This window comes from Pseudomonas grandcourensis, from assembly GCF_039909015.1.
Classification (GTDB): domain Bacteria; phylum Pseudomonadota; class Gammaproteobacteria; order Pseudomonadales; family Pseudomonadaceae; genus Aquipseudomonas; species Aquipseudomonas grandcourensis.
Map to the genome: position 1 here is coordinate 1,613,690 of NZ_CP150919.1, position 22,446 is coordinate 1,636,135.

The following is a 22,446-nucleotide window of genomic DNA, read 5'->3' on the forward strand; positions in this document are numbered from 1 at the left end:
CTATTGAACAATGGGCTGCATGTTCATTTTTTTATAGTTTCTACGACTTTTGCAATCGTTTCTCTAATCGTCATTCCGTCTGACCCCACTTCAATCTCTGCCGCAAGCGGCGCTTCGTACGGACTCCCCACCCCCGACAAATTCGGCAGCTGCCCGGCCCGGGCCTTCTTGTACAACCCCTTCACATCCCGTTGTTCGCAGACCTCCAACGGTGTGCTGACGTAGACCTCGACAAAGTTCTCTTCCCCAATCAGTTCCCGTGCCATCTGCCGTTCTCTCCTGAACGGTGAGATGAATGCGGTCATGACCACCAGCCCGGCATCCATCATCAGCTTGGCCACTTCGGCGATTCGGCGGATGTTTTCCACGCGGTCGGCGTCGGTAAATCCCAGATCCTTGTTGAGGCCCTGGCGGACGTTGTCGCCGTCAAGCAGGTAGGTGCGATAACCATTGGCGTGCAGTTCGACTTCGAGGGCATTGGCCAGTGTCGATTTGCCCGAACCGGACAGGCCGGTGAACCAGATGACCTTGCCCTTGTGGCCGTTGAGTTTCTCGCGGTTATCGCGGCTGATCGAGAGGGCCTGTTTATGCACGTTCTGCGCGCGCCGCAGGCTGTGGGTGATCATGCCGGCGGCAACGGTGGCGTTGCTGATGCGATCGACCAGGATGAAGCTGCCAAGGGTCTTCGAGTGTTGATAGCTGTCGTAGACCATTGGTTTGCTGATGGCGAGCGTACACACGCTGATATCGTTCAGCAGTAACTGGGTGCTGGCGTCGTGGGCCAGGGTGTTGATGTCCACCCGGTATTTGATGGTGGTGATGGAAGCGCTGGCCCATTGCGAGGCGAGCTTGATGTCGTAGTTGCGGCCGTGCAGCCCGGCTTCTTCGTCCATCCATACCAGCGTTGCTTCAAACTGGTCGGTGGTTTCCAGCGGGCTCTTGCTCAGTGAAATGATGTCGCCGCGGGATGCATCGATTTCCCGGTCGAGCTTCAAGGTGACAGCGTCGCCACACTCGGCCTGTTGCATCGAGCCGTCCATGCTGACAATTTCCGCCACCGTTGCGGTTTGACCGGAGAGGGTCACGCGGATCTCGTCGCCGACTTTGACCTTGCCTTCGCCAACGTAGCCGCTGAACCCGCGGAATGAGGCGTTTGGCCGATTCACCCACTGCACGGGAAACACCAGGCGTTCGGCTTGCGGTGCGTTGATTTCCGCGGTTTCCAGGTAACCCATCAGCGTTGGGCCGCTGTACCACGGCGTGTGAGCCGAGCGCTGGGTGATGTTGTCGCCCTTGAGCGCACTGACAGGAATGGCCGTGACCTTCTCAAAGCCCAGTGTCTGGGTGAATGCCTGGAAGGTCTCGACGATACGCTGGAAGGCGTCCTGATCAAAGTTGACCAGGTCCATCTTGTTCACGGCCAGTGCCACGTGACGGATACCCATCAGTGATGTCAGGTAGGCGTGACGCCGGGTCTGGGTCAGGACGCCTTGCCGCGCATCAACAAGGATGATTGCCACGTCGGCAGTGGACGCACCGGTCACCATGTTGCGCGTGTATTGCTCATGGCCCGGCGTATCGGCCACGATGAATTTGCGTTTGGCGGTCGCGAAATACCGGTAGGCCACATCGATCGTGATGCCCTGTTCACGCTCCGCCGACAAGCCGTCGACCAGCAACGCAAAGTCGATGTCAGCACCTTGGGTGCCATATTTTTTCGATTCGTTTTTCAGGGTTGCCAGTTGATCGTCGGTCAATTGCCGAGAGTCCCACAGCAGGCGACCGATCAGGGTGCTTTTGCCATCGTCGACGCTGCCGCAGGTGATAAAACGCAGCAGGTCCTGGCTTTGTTGCTGTTCGAGGTAAGCCTCAATGGTCGAGGGTTGTTGCGGGGCGATTGCCAGGGCTTTAGGGGACATCAGAAGTATCCTTCTTTCTTTTTCTTTTCCATGCTGGCGGAGCTGTCACTGTCGATCGCTCGGCCTTGCCGTTCGGAATGACTGGAGTCCAGCAGCTCAAGCAAAATGTCAGCCACGGTGGTGGCATTCGAATCCATTGCGCCGGTCAGCGGGTAGCAACCCAGGGTGCGGAAGCGAATGTTCCTGGCTTCGATTTTCTCGCCAGACAGCAGGGGCATGCGGGCGTCATCGACCATGATGGTCATGCCGTTGCGCACCACGACGGGACGTTCCTTGGCGAAGTACAGGGGGACCAGAGGAATGTTTTCCTGGTAGATGTATTGCCAGATATCGAGTTCGGTCCAGTTGGATAACGGGAACACGCGAATGCTCTCGCCCGGTTTTTTGCGCGTGTTGTAGAGGTTCCACAGCTCAGGGCGCTGCTGCTTCGGGTCCCATTGGTGGCTCTGGGTGCGGAACGAAAAGATGCGTTCCTTGGCCCGGGATTTTTCTTCATCGCGGCGTGCGCCGCCGAACACCAGGTCGAACTTGTATTTGTCCAGCGCCTGCTTGAGGCCTTCGGTCTTGGTGATGTCGGTGTGCAGTGCCGAACCATGATCAAAGGGGTTGATGTCCTTGCTGATGGCTTCCGGATTGATGTGCACCAGCAGGTCCATACCGCTTTCTCGCGCCATCAGGTCGCGGAAAAGGTACATCTCCTGAAATTTCCAGCGCGTATCGACGTGCAGTAAAGGCAGTGGCGGTGGAGAAGGGTAAAAGGCCTTGCGCGCCAGATGCAGCATCACCGCGCTGTCCTTGCCCATCGAGTACAGCATCGCGGGGTTTTCCGCCTCGGCCACCGCTTCGCGGATGATTTGCAGGCTTTCGGCTTCAAGATGCTTGAGGTGGGGCGTGCGCACTTTCAACGCATCGACCGGACCGATCTGGCTGCTGGTGTCCAGTATGGCCGGGTACCCCAACAGTCCAAACTCAACCTGTTCTGGCGCTGTGGCCTGCCTGCAAACATTGACCAGGCGACCACTGGGGAAGATGACGATGCTCTTGGCGATGTGGGCCTGCAGGCGACGCAGTGCAGCGCTAAGCGATTGAGCGTCAAGCGGTTCGATCCCGAGTGGCAACCAGTAGCGCGCACCTCGGGCGTCGTTGGCGTGCAAGACGTCCGTGCCGTCAGCCGTGCGATGCAACTGGGCATATAGCACCAGCTTGCGTTTGATCCGGGCCTTTTCAATCTCCCAGTCCAGAACCGAGGGTGTAGGACTGCGTCCGGATTCGTCGCTCAGGTTTTGCGCATTAAGCGTATCGGGCAGAAGTGCGAGCTCATGCAGGCGTCGTTCGGCGGTGCGCTTGGTGTCAGCTTGATTGAGTTGATTGAGATGGACGAAGGCCTGCTGCGTATCCCATACAACCGGGGCATCGAGGCCAAGAAGATCGGGGTTTGCCACTGGATATCTTCCTTGTCGCAAAATGTTTATTTTTCTTTTTTGGATTCTGGTTTTTATGTTTTATCGAGGGTTTTCGATTTATTTCGCAATTAAATCACAAATTGCGACATTGGTTCATTGAAAGTTTATGTGTCTGCACTACAACGTCGTGTCGGGCAGTAATCCATTGCCATTCTTGTGCAGCGCTGGTTATAGTCAGCCCTCGGCAGGTTCATGACCTGCTTTTCTACTCCTGAAAAAGATCAGCCCAATGCCTGCATCCCTCATCAACGCGGTAGTCGATTCAGCGGTCAACGCTGGCGTCGTGCCGTGCGGGAACCAGCAGCCCGGGCAGATCAGTCACTACCCCCCTCCTGTCAGTCGCACGCCAGTGTGCGCGGTGGTCTCACCGCCAGGTGTTGGCATTTCGGGCTGATCAGCTGCTTTCTGCTGTTCCCAAGCACGTCTGAAAAAGCGCCCGCCTGAAAAAACGACTGAATTTCAGCTTTTTTGCTGAGTTGGCTTTTTGCCTGACTACAGGTGGTATTCATGTTTGTCCTTTCGAAAAAGTCCGCGCTCGCGGCGGCGTCCACGAGCCTGTTTGTTCTGCTGTGGAGCAGCGGGGCGATTTTCTCCAAATGGGGGCTGGCTCACGCGTCGCCCTTCGCCTTCTTGATGTTTCGTTTCGTCATCGCCCTAGGTGGTCTGGTGCTGCTGGTGCCGTTGCTCAAGCTGAAGTTGCCCAAGGGCGGCAAACCGATGTTGTATGCGATGGCCACCGGCGTGGTGTTGTTGGGGGCTTATCAGATTTTCTACCTGCTGGCCCTGGACCTTAAAGTCACGCCCGGGGTGATGGCGACCATCATGGGCGTGCAGCCGATCCTCACCGTAGTGCTGATGGAGCGCCAGCGTACCTGGAGCCGGATGTTCGGTCTGGCACTGGGGCTGACCGGGTTGGTCATGGTGGTCTATCAGGGCATCGGACTGGCCGGGATATCGCTGGCCGGGATGCTTTTCGGTTTACTCGCGCTGGCGAGCATGACGTTTGGATCAATCATGCAGAAACGCATCACCGACAATCCCCTCGGCACACTGCCGGTGCAGTATCTGGCCGGACTGCTGTTGTGCGGGATTTTCGTACCCTTCCAGCCGTTTCACTTCGAGCACAGCAGCGGTTTCATTCTGCCGGTGTTGTGGATGGGGCTGGTGGTGTCGGTGCTGGCGACGCTGTTGCTGTACCGCTTGATCGCCCGGGGCAATCTGGTGAATGTCACCAGTCTGTTTTACCTGGTGCCGGCGGTAACGGCGGTGATGGACTATTTGATCTTTGGCAATCGCCTGGCAATGTTGAGCCTGTTCGGCATGCTGTTGATCATTGTCGGTCTGGTGTTTGTGTTCCGTAAATCTGCATAAACCCGAGAAGGCCTGGAGCAATGCTCCGGGCCTTTGTGATTTTTGGCGTCTGATCAGCCGCCTCGCAACAATCCTACCGGTCAGCCACCAGGCCCGGTTTCACCGCAGCCGGCTTCAACACCAACCACAACGCCAGCGCAATCAACAACCCGCCATAGATATGTGCCATCGACAGCGGTTCATCGAGAAACAGCGCCCCCCACAACACGCCGAACAGCGGGATCAAAAAGGTCGTAGTCATCGATTTCACCGGACCAATCGAACTCAGGAGCCGGAAGTAAATAATGTACGCAAACGCTGTGCATCCCAGACCCAACCCCAGCAACGAGAGCCAGACACCCCAGCCGCCCCAGCTCGCCGGTGGCTGGCTGATCACGCTGTAGCCGAACAGCGGCAGCAGGAACAACGTCGCGCCGAGCATGCTGCCCAGTGCCGACAAACGGCTGTCGAGACCTCCGGCCTGATCGAGCCAGCGGCGGGCCAGAAACCCTGCAAATCCGTAGCAAGTAGTCGCGAGCAGGCAGGCGACGGCACCCATCAGCAGTTGCATGTCGAACGCCACCGGACCGGCACGGGTCAGCACGCCCACGCCGAACAGGCCCAGGAACACGCCGCCCAGTTTGGCGCCAGTGAGCCTTTCATGGAAAAACAGGCCGCCGATCAGCACACCCATCAAGGGTGTCGTGGCATTGAAAATCGACGAGTAACCGGCTGGCAGCACCTGTGCGGCCACCGAATAGAGCGTCGCCGGAATCCCGGAGTTGATCACCCCGAGCAGCATCACGGTCTTGAGTTTGCCCTTGAAATCCCAACTGATGCGCATCAGCCCGAGAATCACCAGCAGTCCGGCAGCGGCTATCGATACACGGAAAAAAGCGGTGGGAATGCTGCCGATCACCGGGGCGATGATGCGCATGAACAGAAAACTGGCCCCCCAAATGGCCGCTAGGGACAGTAAACGGAAAATATCGACGGGGTTCACAGCGCGGTCCTTCCTTGGGGGAGGGGCGAAAGTGTTGCTGAGTGTGTGATCGATGGCAACCGAAAATCGGGCATTTAATTCACCCGGAAAATTACGCTTCTCCTGCACCCGGTTCACTGGCTAAGCTCAAGCCTCCCGAATTCCCGCAGAGGTCTCCCCATGCCGCAGCAATGGCCAGCCGCCGACATCGCTCGCTTGATCCTCGATGGCTTTGACGATTACCGCGAGCATTTTCGCCAGATCACCGACGGCGCCCGGGCCCGCTTCGAGCAAGCCAAGTGGCAAGAGACGCAGTCGGCGTCCGCGGCACGGATCAATCTGTACGAAGACAAGGTCGGTGAAACGGTGGAGCGACTGCGCACCGCGTTTGACGCCGACACGCTGGACGTCAGTTGCTGGCCGCTGGTCAAAAGCGCCTACATCAGCCTGATCGACCTGCGCTTCGACGATGAACTGTCCGAGACCTGGTACAACTCGATCTTCTGCGGGCTGTTCAGCCATGACCTGATCAGCGACGGCTGCATGTTCATCCACACCACCCGGCCGAGCCTGCGCCGAGCCCGGGCCGCGCAAACCCGCACCTACAAACCGCAAGGCCAATTGTCGGCGATGCTCGCCAGCATCTTCGCCGACTACCGCTTCAGCGAGGATTACGCCGACCTGTCCGGTGACCTGAAGCGCCTCGAAGCGCAACTGCGCGAGAACCTGCCGGACTGGGTGTGCAAGGACCCGGAGCTGAGCGTCGAGCTGTTTTCCTCGGTGTTGTACCGCAATAAAGGCGCGTACCTGGTGGGGCGCATCTACACCGCTGACGAGCAATGGCCGCTGGCAATTCCATTGCTGCACCTGGAGGGGCGCGGCATCCAGATCGATGCGCTGATCACCGACGAAGCGGACGTGTCGATCATCTTCTCGTTCACCCGCTCGTATTTCATGGTGGATGTGCCGGTGCCGGCGGAGTTCATCGGCTTCCTGCGGCGTATCCTGCCGGGCAAGCACATTGCCGAGCTGTACACCTCGATTGGCTTCTACAAGCACGGCAAGTCGGAGTTCTACCGGGCGCTGATCAATCACCTGGCCAACACCGACGACCAGTTCATCATGGCCCCCGGCGTGCGCGGCATGGTCATGAGCGTGTTCACCCTGCCGGGTTTCAACACCGTATTCAAAATCATCAAGGACCGTTTCTCGCCGTCGAAAAACGTCGACCGCGCCACGGTGATCGAAAAGTACCGCCTAGTGAAAAGCGTCGACCGGGTCGGGCGCATGGCCGATACCCAGGAGTTCGCCGATTTCCGTTTTCCCCTGAGCAAGTTCGATCCGGCATGCCTGGAGGAACTGCTGGAAGTCGCGCCGTCGACGGTGTCGGTGGAAGGTGACACGGTGCTGATCCGTCACTGCTGGACCGAGCGCCGCATGACCCCGCTGAACCTCTACCTGGAAAACGCCAACGAGGCGCAGGTGCGCGAGGCCCTGGAAGACTACGGGCTGGCGATCAAGCAACTGGCGGCGGCCAACATCTTTCCCGGCGACATGCTGTTGAAGAACTTCGGGGTGACCCGTCACGGTCGTGTGGTGTTCTACGACTATGATGAGATCTGCTTTCTGACTGAGGCCAACTTTCGCCATATCCCGCTACCGCGTACACCCGAAGATGAAATGGCGTCCGAACCGTGGTACTCGATCGGGCCGCTGGACGTGTTTCCGGAAGAGTTTCCGCCGTTCCTGTTTGCCGATTTCGGGCAACGCAAGTTGTTCGATCAGCTGCATGGCGAGTTGTACAACGCCGATTACTGGAAAAGCCTGCAGGAGGCGATTCGGGCGGGGAAGGTGATTGATGTGTTTCCGTATCGGCGCAAGGGTTTGGACAACGAGTAGTTCTCACCGACGCCATCGCGAGCAAGCTCGCTCCCACAGGGACAGCGCTTGACCTGTGGGAGCGAGCCTGCTCGCGATCGGCCGCGCAGCGGTCGTAAAATCTGCGACAATCCGCACCCTGCGCCACTAGACGACTGAATTGCGTACCCGATGACCGACGAATCGCCCTCCATCGACAAGCTGCTGAAAAACCTCGATCACGCCATGCTCGCCGACCGCCACCGGCTGCGGCGGCAGTTGCTTGAGCTGCGCAAGAAACCCGACGAGGCCAAACTGGGCCAGTGGGTAACGCGGATGCAGGCGTCCTGCGATCAGGTGCTGGCGCGCAAGGCCAGCCTGCCGGTGATTCGTTACGACGACAGCCTGCCGATCGCCGCCAAGCGCGACGAAATCAAAAAGGCGCTGGAAAAGCACCAGGTGCTGATCATCGCCGGTGAGACCGGCTCGGGTAAAACCACCCAGTTGCCAAAGATCTGCCTGGAAATCGGTCGCGGCCAGCACGGCCTGATCGGCCACACCCAGCCGCGCCGGATCGCTGCGCGCAGCGTCGCCAGCCGGGTCGCCGAAGAACTTGGTACGCCGCTGGGCGCGCTGGTCGGTTATCAGGTGCGCTTCGAGGATCAGAGCGATTCCAGCACCCTGATCAAGCTGATGACCGACGGCATCCTGCTGGCGGAAACCCAGAATGACCGGTATCTGGAACGCTATGACACGATCATCGTCGACGAAGCCCACGAACGCAGCCTCAACATCGACTTCCTGCTCGGTTACCTGAAAACCCTGCTGCCGCGCCGTCCCGACCTGAAGGTCATCATCACTTCGGCGACCATCGATCTGGAGCGTTTCTCCAAGCACTTCGATGACGCGCCGATTGTCGAGGTGTCCGGCCGCACCTACCCGGTGGACACCTGGTATCGCCCGCTGACCCTGGAGCAGGACGAAGAGGGCAACCGCGTCGAGGACGACCTGACGGTGGATCAGGCGATCCTCGCCACCCTCGATGAAATCGCCGCTTATGAGCGCAGTGAGCGCCGCAGTCCCGGTGACGTGCTGGTGTTCCTGCCCGGTGAGCGCGAGATTCGTGACGCTGCCGACATGCTGCGCAAGGCCCAGCTCAAACACACCGAAATCCTGCCGTTGTACGCGCGGTTGTCGCCGGCCGAGCAACAGCGGATTTTCCAGTCGCACCCAGGGCGTCGCGTGGTGTTGGCGACCAACGTCGCGGAAACCTCGCTGACCGTGCCGGGCATTCGCTATGTGATCGACAGCGGCACCGCGCGCATCAGCCGCTACAGCTACCGGGCCAAGGTCCAGCGCCTGCCGATCGAAGCCATTTCCCAAGCCAGCGCCAACCAGCGTAAAGGTCGATGCGGGCGGGTCGAGCCGGGTATCTGCATCCGCCTCTACAGCGAAGAAGATTTCCTCGGGCGCCCGGAATTTACCGATCCGGAAATCCTCCGTACCAACCTCGCGGCGGTCATTTTGCAGATGCTGCATCTGCACCTCGGTGAAGTCACCGCGTTCCCGTTCATCGAGCCGCCGGATGGCAAGGCCATCAGCGACGGATACAACCTGCTGCAAGAACTCTCGGCGGTAGACCGCAACAGCCAGTTGACCCCGCTTGGTCGCCAATTGGCGCGGCTGCCGGTGGACCCGCGCATGGGGCGTATGTTGCTGGAAGCGGCGAAGCTCGGCAGCTTGCAGGAAGTGCTGATCGTCGCCAGCGCCATGTCGATCCAGGATCCGCGCGAGCGTCCACCGGAGCGTCAGCAAGCGGCGGATCAGGCTCATGCCCAGTGGAAAGATGCCGACTCGGACTTTGCCGGGCTGGTCAATTTGTGGCGCGGTTTCGAAGAACAGCGCCAGGCGCTGACCGCCAGTCCGCTGCGCAACTGGTGCCGCAAGAATTTCCTGAATTACCTGCGCCTGCGTGAGTGGCGCGACTCCCATCGCCAGTTGAGCCTGATCTGCCGCGACATGCAGTTGAGCCTCAACAAAGAGCCGGCGGACTATCCGAAACTGCACAAAGCGGTGTTGGTGGGGTTGCTCAGTCAGATCGGGCAGAAAACCGAAGAGGGCGATTACCTCGGCGCCCGTCAGCGGCGGTTCTGGATTCATCCGTCGTCGGGCATCGGCAAGAAGCGCCCGCAATGGCTGATGACCGCCGAACTAGTGGAAACCACCAAGCTCTACGCGCGTATGGTCGCCAAGATCGACGCCGACTGGATCGAGCCGCTGGCCGGGCACCTGATCAAGAAAAACCACTTCGAACCCCACTGGGAGAAGAAGCGTGGGCAGGTCGTGGCGTTCGAGCAGATCACCCTGTTCGGCTTGATCGTGGTCGGGCGCAGGCCGGTGCATTACGGCCCGGTCGACCCGGTGGTGTCCCGCGAATTGTTCATCCGCGAAGGTCTGGTGCGCGGTGAGATTCAGTCCAGGGCCACGTGCCTGACGGCCAACAAGCAATTGCTGGAACAGCTCGACGAACTGGAGGCCAAGGCCCGTCGCCGTGACATCCTCGCCGACGAAGAAACCCTGTACGCCTTCTACGACGCACGGCTGCCGGCTGAGATCCACCAGACCGCGACCTTCGACAGCTGGTACCGGATCAACAGCCAGAAAGACCCGCAGCTGCTGATCATGCGCGAAGAAGACGTGCTGGCCCGCGAAGCCAGTGAAGTCACCGCCCAGCACTACCCGGATACGCTGCACATCGGCGATCTGGAATTGGCTCTCAGCTACCACTTCGAACCGAATCACCCGCGCGACGGCGTGACCCTGCGCGTGCCGGCACCGCTGTTGCCGATGCTGCCACCGGAACGCCTGGAATGGCTGGTGCCGGGCGTCATCGAAGCCAAGTGCATTGCCCTGGTGCGCAACCTGCCCAAGGCTTTGCGCAAGAATTTTGTGCCGGTGCCGGATTTCGTCAAGGCGGCCTTGCAACGCATGACTTTTGCCGAGGGCTCGCTACCCCAGGCCCTGGGGCGCGAGCTGCTGCGCATGACAGGTGCGCGGGTCAGCGATGAAGCCTGGGCCGAGGCGGTACAGCAGGTCGAAAGTCATCTGCGGATGAACCTGGAAATTGTCGACGCCCAGGGCAAGTTCCTCGGCGAAGGCCGCGATCTGGCCGAGCTGACTGCGCGTTTCGCCGAGGCCAGCCAAGCGGCGTTGGCGGTGCCGCAAACCGCGAAGAGCCAGCAGCCGGTGGAGCCGAAAGTGTTCGCCGCCGTGGCCGAGAAAACCCAACAGAAGATCGCCGGGCTGTCGATGACGGTCTACCCGGCGCTGGTGGAAGAGGCCGGGACGGTCAAGGAAGGGCGTTTCTCGACGCCGGCCGAAGCCGAGTTCCAGCATCGCCGTGCCCTGCAACGCTTGCTGATGCAGCAACTGGCCGAACCTGCGAAGTTCCTGCGCGGCAAGTTGCCGGGCCTGACCGAACTGGGCCTGCTGTACCGCGACATGGGGCGCGTCGATGCGCTGGTGGAAGACATTCTGCTGGCCAGCCTCGACAGTTGCATTCTTGAAGGTGAAGACCCGTTGCCCCGTGACGGCGCCGCTCTGGCGTCCCTGGCCGAGCGCAAGCGTGGCGCCTGGACCGAGCACGCCGAGCGTGTGGCGAAGCTGACCCTGGAGATCCTCAAGCTTTGGCATGGCCTGCAAAAACGCTTCAAGGGCAAGATTGATCTGGCGCAAGCCGTGGCCCTGAACGACATCAAGCAGCAGCTCAGCCACTTGGTGTATCCGGGATTTGTCCGGGAAACGCCGATGCAGTGGCTCAAGGAATTGCCGCGTTACCTCAAGGCGATTGAACAGCGCTTTGAAAAAATCGGTGCCCAGGTGCAGCGCGACCGGGTCTGGAGTGGCGAGTTGTCCGGCCTGTGGACGCAATACCAGACCCGCGCCAACAAACACGCCCAGGAAGGCAAGCGCGATCCGCAACTGGAGTTGTATCGCTGGTGGCTGGAGGAATACCGGGTTTCGCTGTTTGCCCAGCAATTGGGGACCAAAGTGCCGATTTCCGACAAGCGCCTGAACAAGCAGTGGTCGCAAGTCGAACCGTAGCACCTGAGACCAATGCAATACCTTGTGGGAGCGGGCGGTGTGTCAGCGGGAGTTTGATCCAGCAAAAGGGGCGAAATGCCCACGTTTATGGCAAACTTCGCGCCTATAAACGCCGGCCCCGTGGTTTTGAGCCTTCGCGCTACGGGCAGGTCGGAATAAAGCGATGCCAGGTTTGCGTCCCCCGGATGGGAATAGACCCTTTGTGTATTGGTACGACGGTGCCAATGCTTTCTGCCTGAACAGATTAGAGACACGACCATGCATAACGTCGTCATCAGCGGCACCGGCCTGTACACCCCGGCCAACAGCATTTCCAACGAAGAGCTGGTGCAGTCTTTCAATACTTACGTCGGGCAATTCAACGCCGACAACGCCGATGCCATCGCGCGCGGTGAAGTGGAAGCATTGACCGAGTCCAGCGCCGCGTTCATCGAAAAAGCCTCGGGCATCAAGAGCCGCTTTGTCATGGACAAGGAAGGCATCCTCGACCCGCAACGCATGGCCCCACGCCTGCCGGAGCGCTCCAATGACGAGTGGTCGGTGCTTTGCCAGATGGCCATCGGCGCGGCCGAACAAGCCTTGCAGCGCGCCGGCAAGACCGCGGCGGACATCGACGGCGTAATCGTCGCCTGTTCCAACCTGCAGCGCGCCTACCCGGCCATTGCCATTGAAGTCCAGGAAGCGCTCGGTATCCAGGGTTTCGGCTTCGACATGAACGTGGCGTGCTCGTCCGCAACCTTCGGCATCCAGACTGCCGCCAACAGCGTGCAACTGGGCCAGGCCCGGGCGGTCCTGATGGTCAACCCGGAAGTCTGCACTGGCCACCTGAACTTCCGTGACCGCGACAGCCACTTCATCTTCGGCGACGCTGCCACAGCAGTGATCATCGAGCGTGCCGACCTGGCGACGTCCAAGTACCAGTTCGACATCGTCAGCACCAAGCTGCTGACCAAGTTCTCCAACAACATCCGCAACAACTTCGGCTTCCTCAACCGCGCGGCGGAAGAGGGCATCGGTGCCAGGGACAAACTGTTCGTGCAGGAAGGCCGCAAGGTGTTCAAGGAAGTCTGCCCGTTGGTTGCCGAGCTGATCAGTGAGCATCTGCAAGAGAACCAGTTGAACGTCAGCGACGTTAAGCGCTTCTGGCTGCACCAGGCCAACCTCAGCATGAACCATCTGATCGTCAAGAAGCTGCTGGGCCGCGACGCCACCGAACAGGAAGCGCCGGTGATTCTCGACACCTACGCCAACACCAGTTCCGCCGGTTCCGTGATTGCGTTCCACAAGAACCAGGACGATCTGGCCGCCGGTTCGCTGGCCGTGCTCAGTTCGTTTGGTGCCGGTTATTCGATTGGTAGCGTGTTGCTGCGCAAGCGCTGAGTCTGCGGCTTAAAAAGATCGCAGCCTGCGGCAGCTCCTACAGGATTGGATTTCAACGTGATATCGCGATGAATCCGGTCAGCGTAGGAGCTGCCGAAGGCTGCGATTTTTTTTGCAGGAGGTTATTGCGGGAGAGAAAACAGACTCGCGTTGATGCATCGGAGGATGATGGGGACCGACACACCAACGCCAGGCTGTAAAAGTGGCCCGGGCTTCCTTGCCCGAGTCGTGTAGCGGGGTGAATCAGAACTTCGCTTCGGCATCCAGTTGCAGGGTGTTGATGTCCGAATCGGTTTTCTTGATGTTGGCGTTGGTCTGGTCCGAGGTCGCCATGAAGTAGGTCGCGCCCAGGGCAAAGTTCTTGTCCAGGTCGTAGCTCACTTTCAGCTTGCTGCCGCGCGAACCGGTGAAGCCGTTGGCGAAGTCGGAGTCGGTGAAGGCGCCAACCACAGCGTTACGCTGCACGTCGCGGTAGTTGTAGTCCAGGTTGAAACCGTAGACCTTGGACTTCACACCGGCCAACCAGCCGGTGTCCTGGTCGTTGCTGGCATCGGTGTTGTTGACGTACTGACCGTAGATCGACAGCGGTACTGGCAGGTTGCTGAAGTCCAGCTGACCGAAGCCTTCGTACAGTTTGAAGGTTTCGCCCGGGCTGTTGCCGTTGACGGCCAGGGCGCATGGCGCAGTAACGGTGCCGCTGGTAGGGCAGGCACTGCTGCTGTCGTTGTCGTAGGAGTAGAGACTGCCGCCCAAGGTCATTTTCATGCTGTCGGTGATGGCGAAGCGCGCACCCAACTGGCCAGCGTACAGACGCAGGTCGTGCTTGAACTGCACGCCTTCACCGTCGACGTTGTCCTTGAGGGTGTAGTGACCGGCGCTACCGAACAGCTCGGTGCTGCCGCTCAGTGGGTATTTGTAGGTGACGGCCAGACCTTCCGGGTTGATGTCGCTATCCCAGATGATGTCGCCCATGCTCACCCATTGTTGTGGCATCTTGCCGCCCACCAGGTGCAGGTTCTTGATCGCGTCCGGGTGGTAGTCGATGTAACCCTGGTCCAGCCAGATCTGCTTCTTGTCGAAGTAGTTGTTCAGGTCCTGGTTGGTGGAGCGAGCGTCGTCGTTGCTGCCGGTGGCGATACGGATACCGGTGTCGACCTGCGGGTTGATTTCGCTGTAGGCACCCAGGCGGGCACGAATGCGCTGACGATCCTGGTCCTTGTTGTTCGGCACGCCATCGTTGTGGACGTTTTCCTGACGGAAGCGCACGTCGCCTTTGAACTGAGTCTTTGCCGCCCATGCAAGCTTCTGGTCGAAAGCGCTCAGTGTGTCGGTTTTCTTCGCGGTGGCCGCGATTTGCTCGTTGGTCTCTTGCTGAGCCTGACGGGCGATCTGTTGGTCTTTCTGATCCCTGGCCAGCTCGGCTTGCAGTTCGCTGTACTGCGCGTTGGTGATCGAGCCGTTAGCTTTGAGCATGTCGAGCAGTTTGGCGTCGACTGCGGCACTGGCCGGAACACTCATGGCCAGCAACAGGCCACCGCACAAGGCCGCCGCAGTTTTCGTGGAAGCAAGACGCATATCAATCTCCGAAGATGAGAGGGGATGACAGAGCCATCCGGGACACAACCGACCATAAGGGGCGGAAAACAGTGGCCGGGTATAACCCGGCGCTCTAAAAACAGGCGCCAGTATCGCGATGGTTTATTACAGAGCGGTGGCAATGTGATGTCATGTCGATGACGATACAAAGCCGTCGTGAACTATTGAGTTAGAGCACTGTCGTCGTTTTGCCCGTGTGCATTGCAGAGCGATAGGCGATACTCGCGGGGCTTTCACGCCATGAAGAGTGAGGACGGTGATGCCGTTGCAACGCCTGCAAAAACTGTCAGAAATCGCCCCGCAGACGTGGGACGCATTGGTGCCCGAGACTCAGCCTTTTCTGCGTCACGCCTTTTTGAGCGCACTGGAAGACAGCGGCAGCGTCGGACCCCATACCGGCTGGCAGCCCGAGCATTTATTGCACGTCGAAGGTGAGCGCTTGATCGCCGCGCTGCCCGGTTATCGCAAGTGGCATTCCTACGGCGAGTACGTGTTCGATCACGCCTGGGCCGATGCCTGTGAACGTGCCGGCATCGATTACTACCCCAAACTCTTGACCGCGGTGCCGTTCAGTCCGGTCACCGGGCCGCGGCTGTTGGCGGCCACGGTCGAAGACGGTTTCGAGCTATTGAAAAGCCTGCCGGGCTACCTTGAGCTGGAAGGGCTCTCCAGCGCCCACATCAATTTCACCGATCCGTTCACCGACGCGGCACTGAGCGAGCAACCGGGCTGGCTGCAGCGCGTTGGCTGTCAATACCACTGGCAGAATCGCGGCTACCGGGATTTCCAGGACTTCCTCGACGTGCTCAGTTCGCGCAAGCGCAAACAGATGCGCAAGGAGCGCGAGCAGGTGGCCGGGCAGGGCTTCGAGTTCGAATGGCTCGAAGGTCGGGAACTGAGCGAGGCGCAATGGGATTTCGTCTATGCCTGCTACGCCAATACCTACGCGGTGCGTCGGCAAGCGCCGTACCTGACGCGGGAGTTTTTCAGCCTGTTGGCCGAGCGCATGCCGGAGTCGATTCGCGTGGTGCTGGCCAGGCAAGGTTCACGGCCGGTGGCGATGGCGTTCAGCCTGGTGGGGGGCGACAGATTTTATGGCCGTTACTGGGGATGCCTGGCGGAATTCGATCGCCTGCATTTCGAGACCTGTTTCTACCAAGGCATGGACTATGCCATTGCCAACGGTTTCCAGCGTTTCGATGCCGGGGCACAGGGCGAGCACAAACTGATTCGCGGATTCGAGCCGGTCATTACGCATTCCTGGCACTACTTGCGGCATCCGGGATTGAAAGCGGCGGTGAAAGACTTCCTGGATCAGGAGCGGTTGGGAGTGCTGGCTTATGCAGAGGAGGCGAAGTCAGCCTTGCCTTATCGACAAGGCTGATCTTCAGCGTTTCAGCTTTCTTCCTTGCCCAGCCAGCGATACAGCACGCCGCCGACCACTGCACCGAGTAGCGGTGCGACCCAGAACATCCACAGTTGTTGAATCGCCCAGCCGCCGACGATCAGCGCCGGGCCGGTGCTGCGCGCCGGGTTGACCGAGGTGTTGGTGACCGGGATCGAAATCAGGTGGATCAGCGTCAGCCCCAGGCCGATGGCAATGGGTGCCAGTCCTGCCGGTGCACGTTTGTCGGTGGCGCCGAGGATGATCAGGATGAACATCGCGGTCATCACCAGTTCACAGACAAACCCTGCCGCCATCGAATAGCCGCCAGGCGAGTGTTCGCCGTAACCGTTGGACGCCAGGCCACCCGCCAGTTCGAAACCGGGTTTGCCGCTGGCGATGAAGTACAGCAGGGCGGCTGCAATCACGCCGCCGATGACCTGGGCAACGATGTAGGCCGGCAGCTCATTGGCCGGAAACCGCCCACCCACCACCAGACCGAGGGATACCGCAGGGTTGAGATGGCAGCCGGAAATATGGCCGATGGCGAAAGCCATGGTCAGCACTGTCAGGCCAAACGCGAAGGACACCCCGAGCAGGCCTATCCCCACCTCCGGAAAAGCCGCGGCCAACACTGCGCTGCCGCAACCACCCAACACCAGCCAGAACGTACCTACCAACTCAGTCGCCGAACGTTTTAACAGAGACATAAGAGAGTGCCCTTTCGAGATTATGCTGCCTTTAGCATCCAGCCGATGGACTGCAGAACCACCTCCAGAACGTTGAAGTGAGTACAGCACGGTTTTTTTCAGAATTCCAGCGGGCATAAAAAACCGCCAGCACCCGTTGTTGACGGGGGCTGGCGGTTTTTTCGATCTTCGGTATGGCGCTTATCCCTGTGGGAGCGAGCTTGCTCGCGATGACGGAACATCAGTCGACAATGATGTTGTCTGACGCGCCGCAATCGTCGGAACGCCGCCCGGAGCAAGCTCGCTCCCACAGGGATTGGTGTGTTGTTCGGGGATCAATCGATCCCGACAAACCCACCGGTCTGGTGTTGCCACAACCGCGCATACAAACCGCCATGGGCGAGCAACTCGGCGTGGGTTCCGGTTTCGGCGATCTTGCCGTTTTCCAGCACCACCAGCCGGTCCATCCGGGCGATGGTCGAGAGCCGGTGAGCGATGGCGATCACGGTTTTACCCTGCATCAGGGTTTCGAGACTTTCCTGGATCGCCGCTTCGACTTCCGAATCCAGTGCCGAGGTGGCTTCGTCCATGATCAGGATCGGCGCGTCCTTGAGCAGTACCCGGGCGATGGCGATGCGCTGGCGCTGGCCGCCGGAGAGTTTTACCCCGCGCTCACCGACGTGGGCATCGAAGCCGGTGCGGCCCTCAGCGTCCGACAGCGAAGGAATGAAACCGTCAGCCCGGGCCTTGTGCACCGCGTCCCAGAGTTGGGCGTCGGTGGCGTCGGGTTTGCCATACAGCAGGTTGTCGCGGATCGAGCGGTGCAGCAGCGAGGTGTCCTGGGTGATCATGCCGATGCGTTCGCGCAGGCTTTCCTGGCTGACGTCGGCGATGTTCTGGCCGTCGATCAGGATGCGTCCGCCTTCGACGTCGTACAGGCGCAGCAGCAGGTTCACCAAGGTCGATTTGCCGGCACCGGACGGACCGATCAGGCCGATTTTCTCGCCTGCCTTGATGGTCAGGTTGAGGTCGCCGATGATCCCGCTCTGCTTGCCGTAGTGGAAATCCACCTGTTCGAAGCGCACTTCGCCACGGGCCACCGCCAGAGGTTTGGCCTGGTCGCGGTCGGTGACGCTGACCGGTTGCGAGATGGTCTGCAGACCGTCCTGCACCATGCCGATGTTTTCGAAGATGCCGGTCACCACCCACATGATCCAGCCGGACATGTTGACGATGCGGATCACCAGGCCGGTGGCCAGGGCAATCGCCCCCACGCTGATCAACGACTGCGTCCACAACCACAGGGCCAGGCCGGTGGTGCAGACGATCAGCAAGCCGTTCATGCTGGTGATGACCACGTCCATGCTGGTGACCACGCGCCCGGCAAGTTGCGCCTTCTCGGTCTGTTCCTTGATCGCTTCGCGAGCGTATTGCTGCTCGAAGTTGGTGTGGGCGAACAATTTGAGGGTGGTGATGTTGGTGTAGCCGTCGACAATCCGCCCCATGAGTTTGGAGCGCGCATCGGACGCCACTACCGAGCGGTCCTTGACCCGCGGCACGAAGTAACAGAGGGCGCCGATGAAGGCAAAGATCCAGGTCAGCAACGGGATCATCAGGCGCCAGTCGGCTTCGGCGAACAGCACCAGGGAGCTGATGGCGTAGATCAGTACATGCCACAGCGCATCCACCGCCTGCACGGCGGAATCGCGCAGTGAGTTGCCAGTTTGCATGATGCGTTGGGCGATGCGCCCGGCGAAGTCGTTCTGGAAGAAATTCAGGCTCTGCTTGAGCACGTAGCTGTGGTTCTGCCAGCGGATCATGCTGGTCATGCTGGGGCTCAGGGTCTGGTGCACCAGCAGGTCATGCAGGCCCACGAATATCGGGCGCAGCACCAACGCAACCACCACCATCCAGGTCAGTTCGAGGGCGTGGTCCTTGAACAGACTGACGTTCGGCGTGCCCTGGGCCAGGTCGATGATGCGGCTCAGGTAGCTGAACAGCGCCACCTCGATCAATGCACCGATCAGGCCGACGATCAGCAGGGCGGCGAAGCTCGGCCAGACCTGCTTGAGGTAATAGGTGTAAAAAGGGAAAACCCGGTCCGGCGGAGACGCCGTCGGTGCTTCACGGAAAACATCGATCAGTTTTTCAAAGCGACGATAAAGCATTGGTTGTTCGCCCGCGAGCGGGCTCTCCTTTTAACGTTTTGAGCGTTGCCGGCAAACACCGGCAACGGCTCGGACATCCTTGTCCAGCTTAGTCTCAGTCGATGCGCTTGGCCGACTTGATGAACACCGGATCGGCCGGCACATCCTTCATGCCGCCACGGACGGTGGTTGGCGAATTGACGATGATGTCGACCACATCCATGCCTTTGACCACTTTGCCGAATACCGCGTAACCATCGCCCTGGTCAAGGAAGTCGTTGTCCTTGACGTTGATGAAGAACTGGCTGGTGGCCGAGTCAGGCACCGAGGTACGGGCCATGGACAAGGTGCCGCGCACGTTATGCAGACCGTTTTTCGATTCGTTCTTGATCGGATCCTTGGTTTCTTTTTGCTGCATCTGTTGAGTGAAACCACCACCCTGGACCATGAAACCCGGAATCACCCGGTGGAAAATCGTGTTGGTGTAGAAGCCGCTGTCGACGTACGCAAGGAAGTTCTTGGTACTGATCGGGGCCTTGACCGGGTCCAGTTCGATTTCGATCTGGCCGTTGGTGGTGTCCAGCAGCACATGCGGTGCCTTTTCCGGCGTCGCGGCCATCAGGTTGGCGGCAAACAGGACGGTACCTGCGGCGAGGGCGATTTTTTTCAGCATGGGTCAGTGATCCTGAGTGGTGGTGTCGACTGCGGCCAGAAACTCCAGCAGTGTTTGGTTGAAGTGCTCCGGCTGGTCCAGCGGTGTGGCGTGGCGTGAATCGGCGATCACCACCAGTCGCGCGTCGGGCAGCAGTTTTACGTAGTTTTCCTTCAGCGCCACCGGTGTGTAGTCCCGGTCGGCGCTGACGATGAGGGTTGGACAGGTGACCTTCGAAAGTCGTTCCTGGACCCCCCAGCCGACAATGGCATTGAAGCTGGCGAGATAAGCATGTTTGTCGTTTTTTGCCCAGCGCTCGGCCATCTTTTGTCGTAAATCGGCCTGCTCGGGTTTCGGGAACAGCTTGCCGCCCAACGCCTTGCCGATGGTACGCAGGCTGAGTGCGTGCATCAGGCTCCAGCGCTTGAACCACTGCCAGTAGTCATCACGGCTGCGCAGTTTGACCTCGGGCGCGCTGTTGACGATGCACAGGCTCTTGAGCAGTTGCGGCTGATCCACGCCCAGCTGGAAGCCGATCATGCCGCCCATGGACAGGCCGACATAATGTGCCGGACCGAGATTGAGGTGCTCGATCAATGCAATCAGGTCGGCGCTGAATCCGGCAATGCTGTAGCGCTCCCGGGGTTTGTCCGAACGGCCGTGACCGCGCACATCCGGGACGATCACCCGGTAGCGAGTGGCAAGTGTCGGGATCTGTTTTTCCCAGTCCAGCGTGCTGGAGCCCAGGCCGTGGACCAGCAGCAGCGGCGTGCCGTGGCCATATTCCTCATAGTGCAGGTTGCAACCTTCGTGTTCGAAATAGGCCATGCATACACTCCGTGTCAGGCTTGTTCGGGGGCGGCGAACGGTGCGTCCAGTGGTGCGGTGTCAAACGTACGCAGCAGTTCGATGAGAATCTGCGTGGCCGGCCCCAGCGGTTTGTCCTTGTTCGAATACAGGTAAAAGCTCGGGTTACGGCTGCCGCCCTGATCCAACGGTAGCAGCTTGAGCGTGCCTTCCTTGAGTTCCCGTTCGATCAAGTGCCTGGGCAGCCAGGCAAAACCCAGGCCGCTGCTGACGAAGGTCGCGGCGGTGGCCAGGCTGCCGACGGTCCAGCGCTGTTCGGCACCGAGCCAGCCGACGTCCCGTGGCTGCTGGCGGCCCGAGTCGCGGATCACCACTTGCATCTGGCTTTCCAGGTCCTGGAAGCTCAGTTCGCGGTTGAGGCGGTGCAGGGGATGCTCCGGGTGGGCGACCGCGACGAACTCGACGTCGCTCAACTCCGCGCCCAGGTAACCGGGAATACTGAACCCGGTGATGGCCAGGTCGGCCACGCCTTCGAGCAGGACTTCCTCCACACCCGACAGCACTTCCTCACGCAGGCGCACCCGGCAGCCACGGCTTTGCGGCATGAACGCGGTCAAGGCGCGGACGAGGCGGGCGCTTGGGTAGGCGGCATCGACCACCAGGCGCACTTCGGCTTCCCAGCCCTGCTCCATGTGATGGGCCAGATCTTCGAGTTGGCTGGCCTGTTTCACCAGTTGCCGGGAACGGCGCAACAGCACCCCGCCGGCTTCGGTCAGCACGGCTTTGCGTCCGTCGATGCGCAGCAATGGCACGCCGAGCTGATCCTGCATGCGGGCCACGGTGTAGCTGACTGACGATTGCGAGCGATGCAGCGCCTCGGCGGCCTGGGCGAAACCACCGTGATCGACCACGGCCTGCAGCGTTCGCCATTGATCAAGGGTCACGCGGGGCGCTTTCATGTTGAGCTCCTCTTGTCCTAAGCTGGCAGCCCTTATTGGAGGCTGCTGAATGAAAAAATTCTGTTGTGTGCTGCTGGCGCTGCTGCCGCTGACGGCGATGGCTTATCCGATTGATGTGCAGAAGAACCTCAACGGAATGAAGATCGACTACGAAACCTTCGACACCGATAGCGATATCGGATCCATCCGGGTCGCCAACTACGGCGACGTCGATGCGAGTTGCAAGGCGGTTTTCAGCAATGGCCCGGAAGCACCCCGCACTCGCAAGCTCGATGTACCGGCCGGTAAACACAAAAACGCCACGGCCAAATTCAGCCGCAATATCATCAAATTGCGCATCCAGCTGACCTGCACCCCGAAATGACAGCAATCTCCTGTTGGAGCGGGCTTGCTCGCTCCAACAGGGGGGCATGGCTTGCTTATAAACGAATTTCTTGATGGGTTATACCAGTTATTTGCGCTTTTTCATCGATATGACTCTGTTTAACCTTCACTCCATCGACCTACCGCATTCTCAGATGGAGGCTACATCCCATGTCCCGCGTTCTGATCATCGAAAGCAGTGCCCGTCAGCAAGACTCGGTTTCCCGCCAACTGACCCAGACCTTCATCAGCCAGTGGAAAGCCGCTCACCCGAATGACCAGATCACCGTCCGTGACCTGGCCGTCAAGCCGGTGCCGCACCTGGACATCAACCTGCTGGGTGGCTGGATGAAACCCGCCGAGCAGCGCAGCGACATCGAGCAGGCGTCCCTGGAACGCTCCAACCAGTTGACCGATGAATTGCTCGCCGCCGATGTTCTGGTCATGGCCGCGCCGATGTACAACTTTGCGATCCCCAGCACCCTGAAAGCCTGGCTCGACCATGTGCTGCGTGCCGGCGTGACCTTCAAGTACACCGAAACCGGCCCGCAAGGCCTGCTCAGCGGCAAGCGTGCCTATGTGTTGACGGCTCGCGGCGGCATATATGCCGGCAGCACCGCCGATCACCAGGAACCGTACCTGCGTCAGGTCATGGGCTTCATCGGCATCCACGACGTGACGTTCATCCATGCCGAAGGCATGAACCTGGGCGGCGACTTCCAGGAGAAAGGTCTGAACCAGGCGAACGCCAAGCTTTCGCAAGTGGCCTGACCGGTTAATCGCCAGATAATCGC

At 59.9% G+C, this 22,446-nt stretch carries 17 protein-coding genes; 7 read left to right on the forward strand and 10 right to left on the reverse strand.

The window, feature by feature from the left end; all coding sequences use genetic code 11:
• Window positions 1-23 precede the first annotated feature (23 nt).
• The 3 genes from cysN to AABM52_RS07180 form a co-directional block, all read right to left on the reverse strand.
• Complete coding sequence (gene cysN / locus AABM52_RS07170) at window positions 24-1,919, reverse strand: sulfate adenylyltransferase subunit CysN (RefSeq protein ID WP_347911092.1); 1,896 nt, start codon at window positions 1,917-1,919, stop codon at window positions 24-26.
• Entirely contained in the window at window positions 1,919-2,860 is a 942-nt protein-coding gene (gene cysD / locus AABM52_RS07175) for a sulfate adenylyltransferase subunit CysD (RefSeq protein WP_347912593.1), read from the reverse strand. Before cysD ends, cysN begins: the two co-directional genes overlap by 1 nt.
• A gap of 857 nt (window positions 2,861-3,717) precedes the next feature.
• On the reverse strand, window positions 3,718-3,891 hold the full coding sequence (locus AABM52_RS07180) for a hypothetical protein (RefSeq protein ID WP_347911093.1): 174 nt from the start codon (window positions 3,889-3,891) through the stop codon (window positions 3,718-3,720).
• On the opposite strand from AABM52_RS07180, the gene AABM52_RS07185 reads away from it, so the two are divergent.
• On the forward strand, window positions 3,890-4,753 hold the full coding sequence (locus tag AABM52_RS07185; RefSeq protein ID WP_347911094.1) for a DMT family transporter: 864 nt from the start codon (window positions 3,890-3,892) through the stop codon (window positions 4,751-4,753). The genes AABM52_RS07180 and AABM52_RS07185 overlap by 2 nt on opposite strands.
• A gap of 73 nt (window positions 4,754-4,826) precedes the next feature.
• Here the strand turns inward: AABM52_RS07185 and AABM52_RS07190 are convergent, their stop codons facing one another.
• Window positions 4,827-5,735: a DMT family transporter gene (locus AABM52_RS07190; RefSeq protein WP_347911095.1), complete on the reverse strand. Its 909-nt coding sequence runs from the start codon at window positions 5,733-5,735 to the stop codon at window positions 4,827-4,829.
• Between the two features lie 159 nt (window positions 5,736-5,894).
• Between AABM52_RS07190 and aceK the strand changes: the two genes are divergently transcribed.
• From aceK to AABM52_RS07205, 3 genes are all read left to right on the forward strand, one after another.
• Window positions 5,895-7,613, forward strand: coding sequence for a bifunctional isocitrate dehydrogenase kinase/phosphatase (gene aceK / locus AABM52_RS07195; protein WP_347911096.1), 1,719 nt, complete (start codon window positions 5,895-5,897; stop codon window positions 7,611-7,613).
• Window positions 7,614-7,763: 150 nt separating this feature from the next.
• Entirely contained in the window at window positions 7,764-11,675 is a 3,912-nt protein-coding gene (hrpA, locus tag AABM52_RS07200) for an ATP-dependent RNA helicase HrpA (protein ID WP_347911098.1), read from the forward strand.
• A gap of 258 nt (window positions 11,676-11,933) precedes the next feature.
• On the forward strand, window positions 11,934-13,055 hold the full coding sequence (locus tag AABM52_RS07205) for a beta-ketoacyl-ACP synthase III (protein ID WP_347911099.1): 1,122 nt from the start codon (window positions 11,934-11,936) through the stop codon (window positions 13,053-13,055).
• A gap of 243 nt (window positions 13,056-13,298) precedes the next feature.
• Here AABM52_RS07205 and AABM52_RS07210 read toward each other — a convergent pair whose 3' ends face one another.
• Entirely contained in the window at window positions 13,299-14,630 is a 1,332-nt protein-coding gene (locus tag AABM52_RS07210) for a putative porin (RefSeq protein WP_347911100.1), read from the reverse strand.
• Between the two features lie 280 nt (window positions 14,631-14,910).
• Between AABM52_RS07210 and AABM52_RS07215 the strand changes: the two genes are divergently transcribed.
• On the forward strand, window positions 14,911-16,035 hold the full coding sequence (locus AABM52_RS07215; protein WP_347911102.1) for a GNAT family N-acetyltransferase: 1,125 nt from the start codon (window positions 14,911-14,913) through the stop codon (window positions 16,033-16,035).
• An 11-nt stretch (window positions 16,036-16,046) separates the two neighbouring features.
• Here the strand turns inward: AABM52_RS07215 and aqpZ are convergent, their stop codons facing one another.
• The 5 genes from aqpZ to AABM52_RS07240 form a co-directional block, all read right to left on the reverse strand.
• On the reverse strand, window positions 16,047-16,745 hold the full coding sequence (gene aqpZ / locus AABM52_RS07220) for an aquaporin Z (protein ID WP_046043691.1): 699 nt from the start codon (window positions 16,743-16,745) through the stop codon (window positions 16,047-16,049).
• 314 nt (window positions 16,746-17,059) lie between these two features.
• The gene (locus tag AABM52_RS07225; protein WP_347911103.1) at window positions 17,060-18,892 is read right to left on the reverse strand and encodes an ABC transporter ATP-binding protein; all 1,833 of its coding nucleotides are present in this window, start codon (window positions 18,890-18,892) and stop codon (window positions 17,060-17,062) included.
• 94 nt (window positions 18,893-18,986) lie between these two features.
• Window positions 18,987-19,544 carry a peptidylprolyl isomerase gene (locus AABM52_RS07230; RefSeq protein ID WP_347911105.1) on the reverse strand — a complete coding sequence of 186 codons (558 nt, stop codon included), beginning with the start codon at window positions 19,542-19,544 and terminating at the stop codon, window positions 18,987-18,989.
• A 3-nt stretch (window positions 19,545-19,547) separates the two neighbouring features.
• Window positions 19,548-20,351 (reverse strand): alpha/beta hydrolase, encoded by an 804-nt coding sequence (locus tag AABM52_RS07235; protein ID WP_347911106.1) that lies wholly within the window; start codon window positions 20,349-20,351, stop codon window positions 19,548-19,550.
• Between the two features lie 14 nt (window positions 20,352-20,365).
• Window positions 20,366-21,289, reverse strand: coding sequence for a LysR family transcriptional regulator (locus AABM52_RS07240; RefSeq protein ID WP_007972479.1), 924 nt, complete (start codon window positions 21,287-21,289; stop codon window positions 20,366-20,368).
• Between the two features lie 49 nt (window positions 21,290-21,338).
• On the opposite strand from AABM52_RS07240, the gene AABM52_RS07245 reads away from it, so the two are divergent.
• Both AABM52_RS07245 and AABM52_RS07250 read left to right on the forward strand, forming a co-directional pair.
• The gene (locus tag AABM52_RS07245; RefSeq protein WP_347911107.1) at window positions 21,339-21,653 is read left to right on the forward strand and encodes a 3-phosphoglycerate kinase; all 315 of its coding nucleotides are present in this window, start codon (window positions 21,339-21,341) and stop codon (window positions 21,651-21,653) included.
• A gap of 170 nt (window positions 21,654-21,823) precedes the next feature.
• On the forward strand, window positions 21,824-22,423 hold the full coding sequence (locus AABM52_RS07250) for an FMN-dependent NADH-azoreductase (RefSeq protein WP_046043697.1): 600 nt from the start codon (window positions 21,824-21,826) through the stop codon (window positions 22,421-22,423).
• Window positions 22,424-22,446 lie beyond the last annotated feature (23 nt).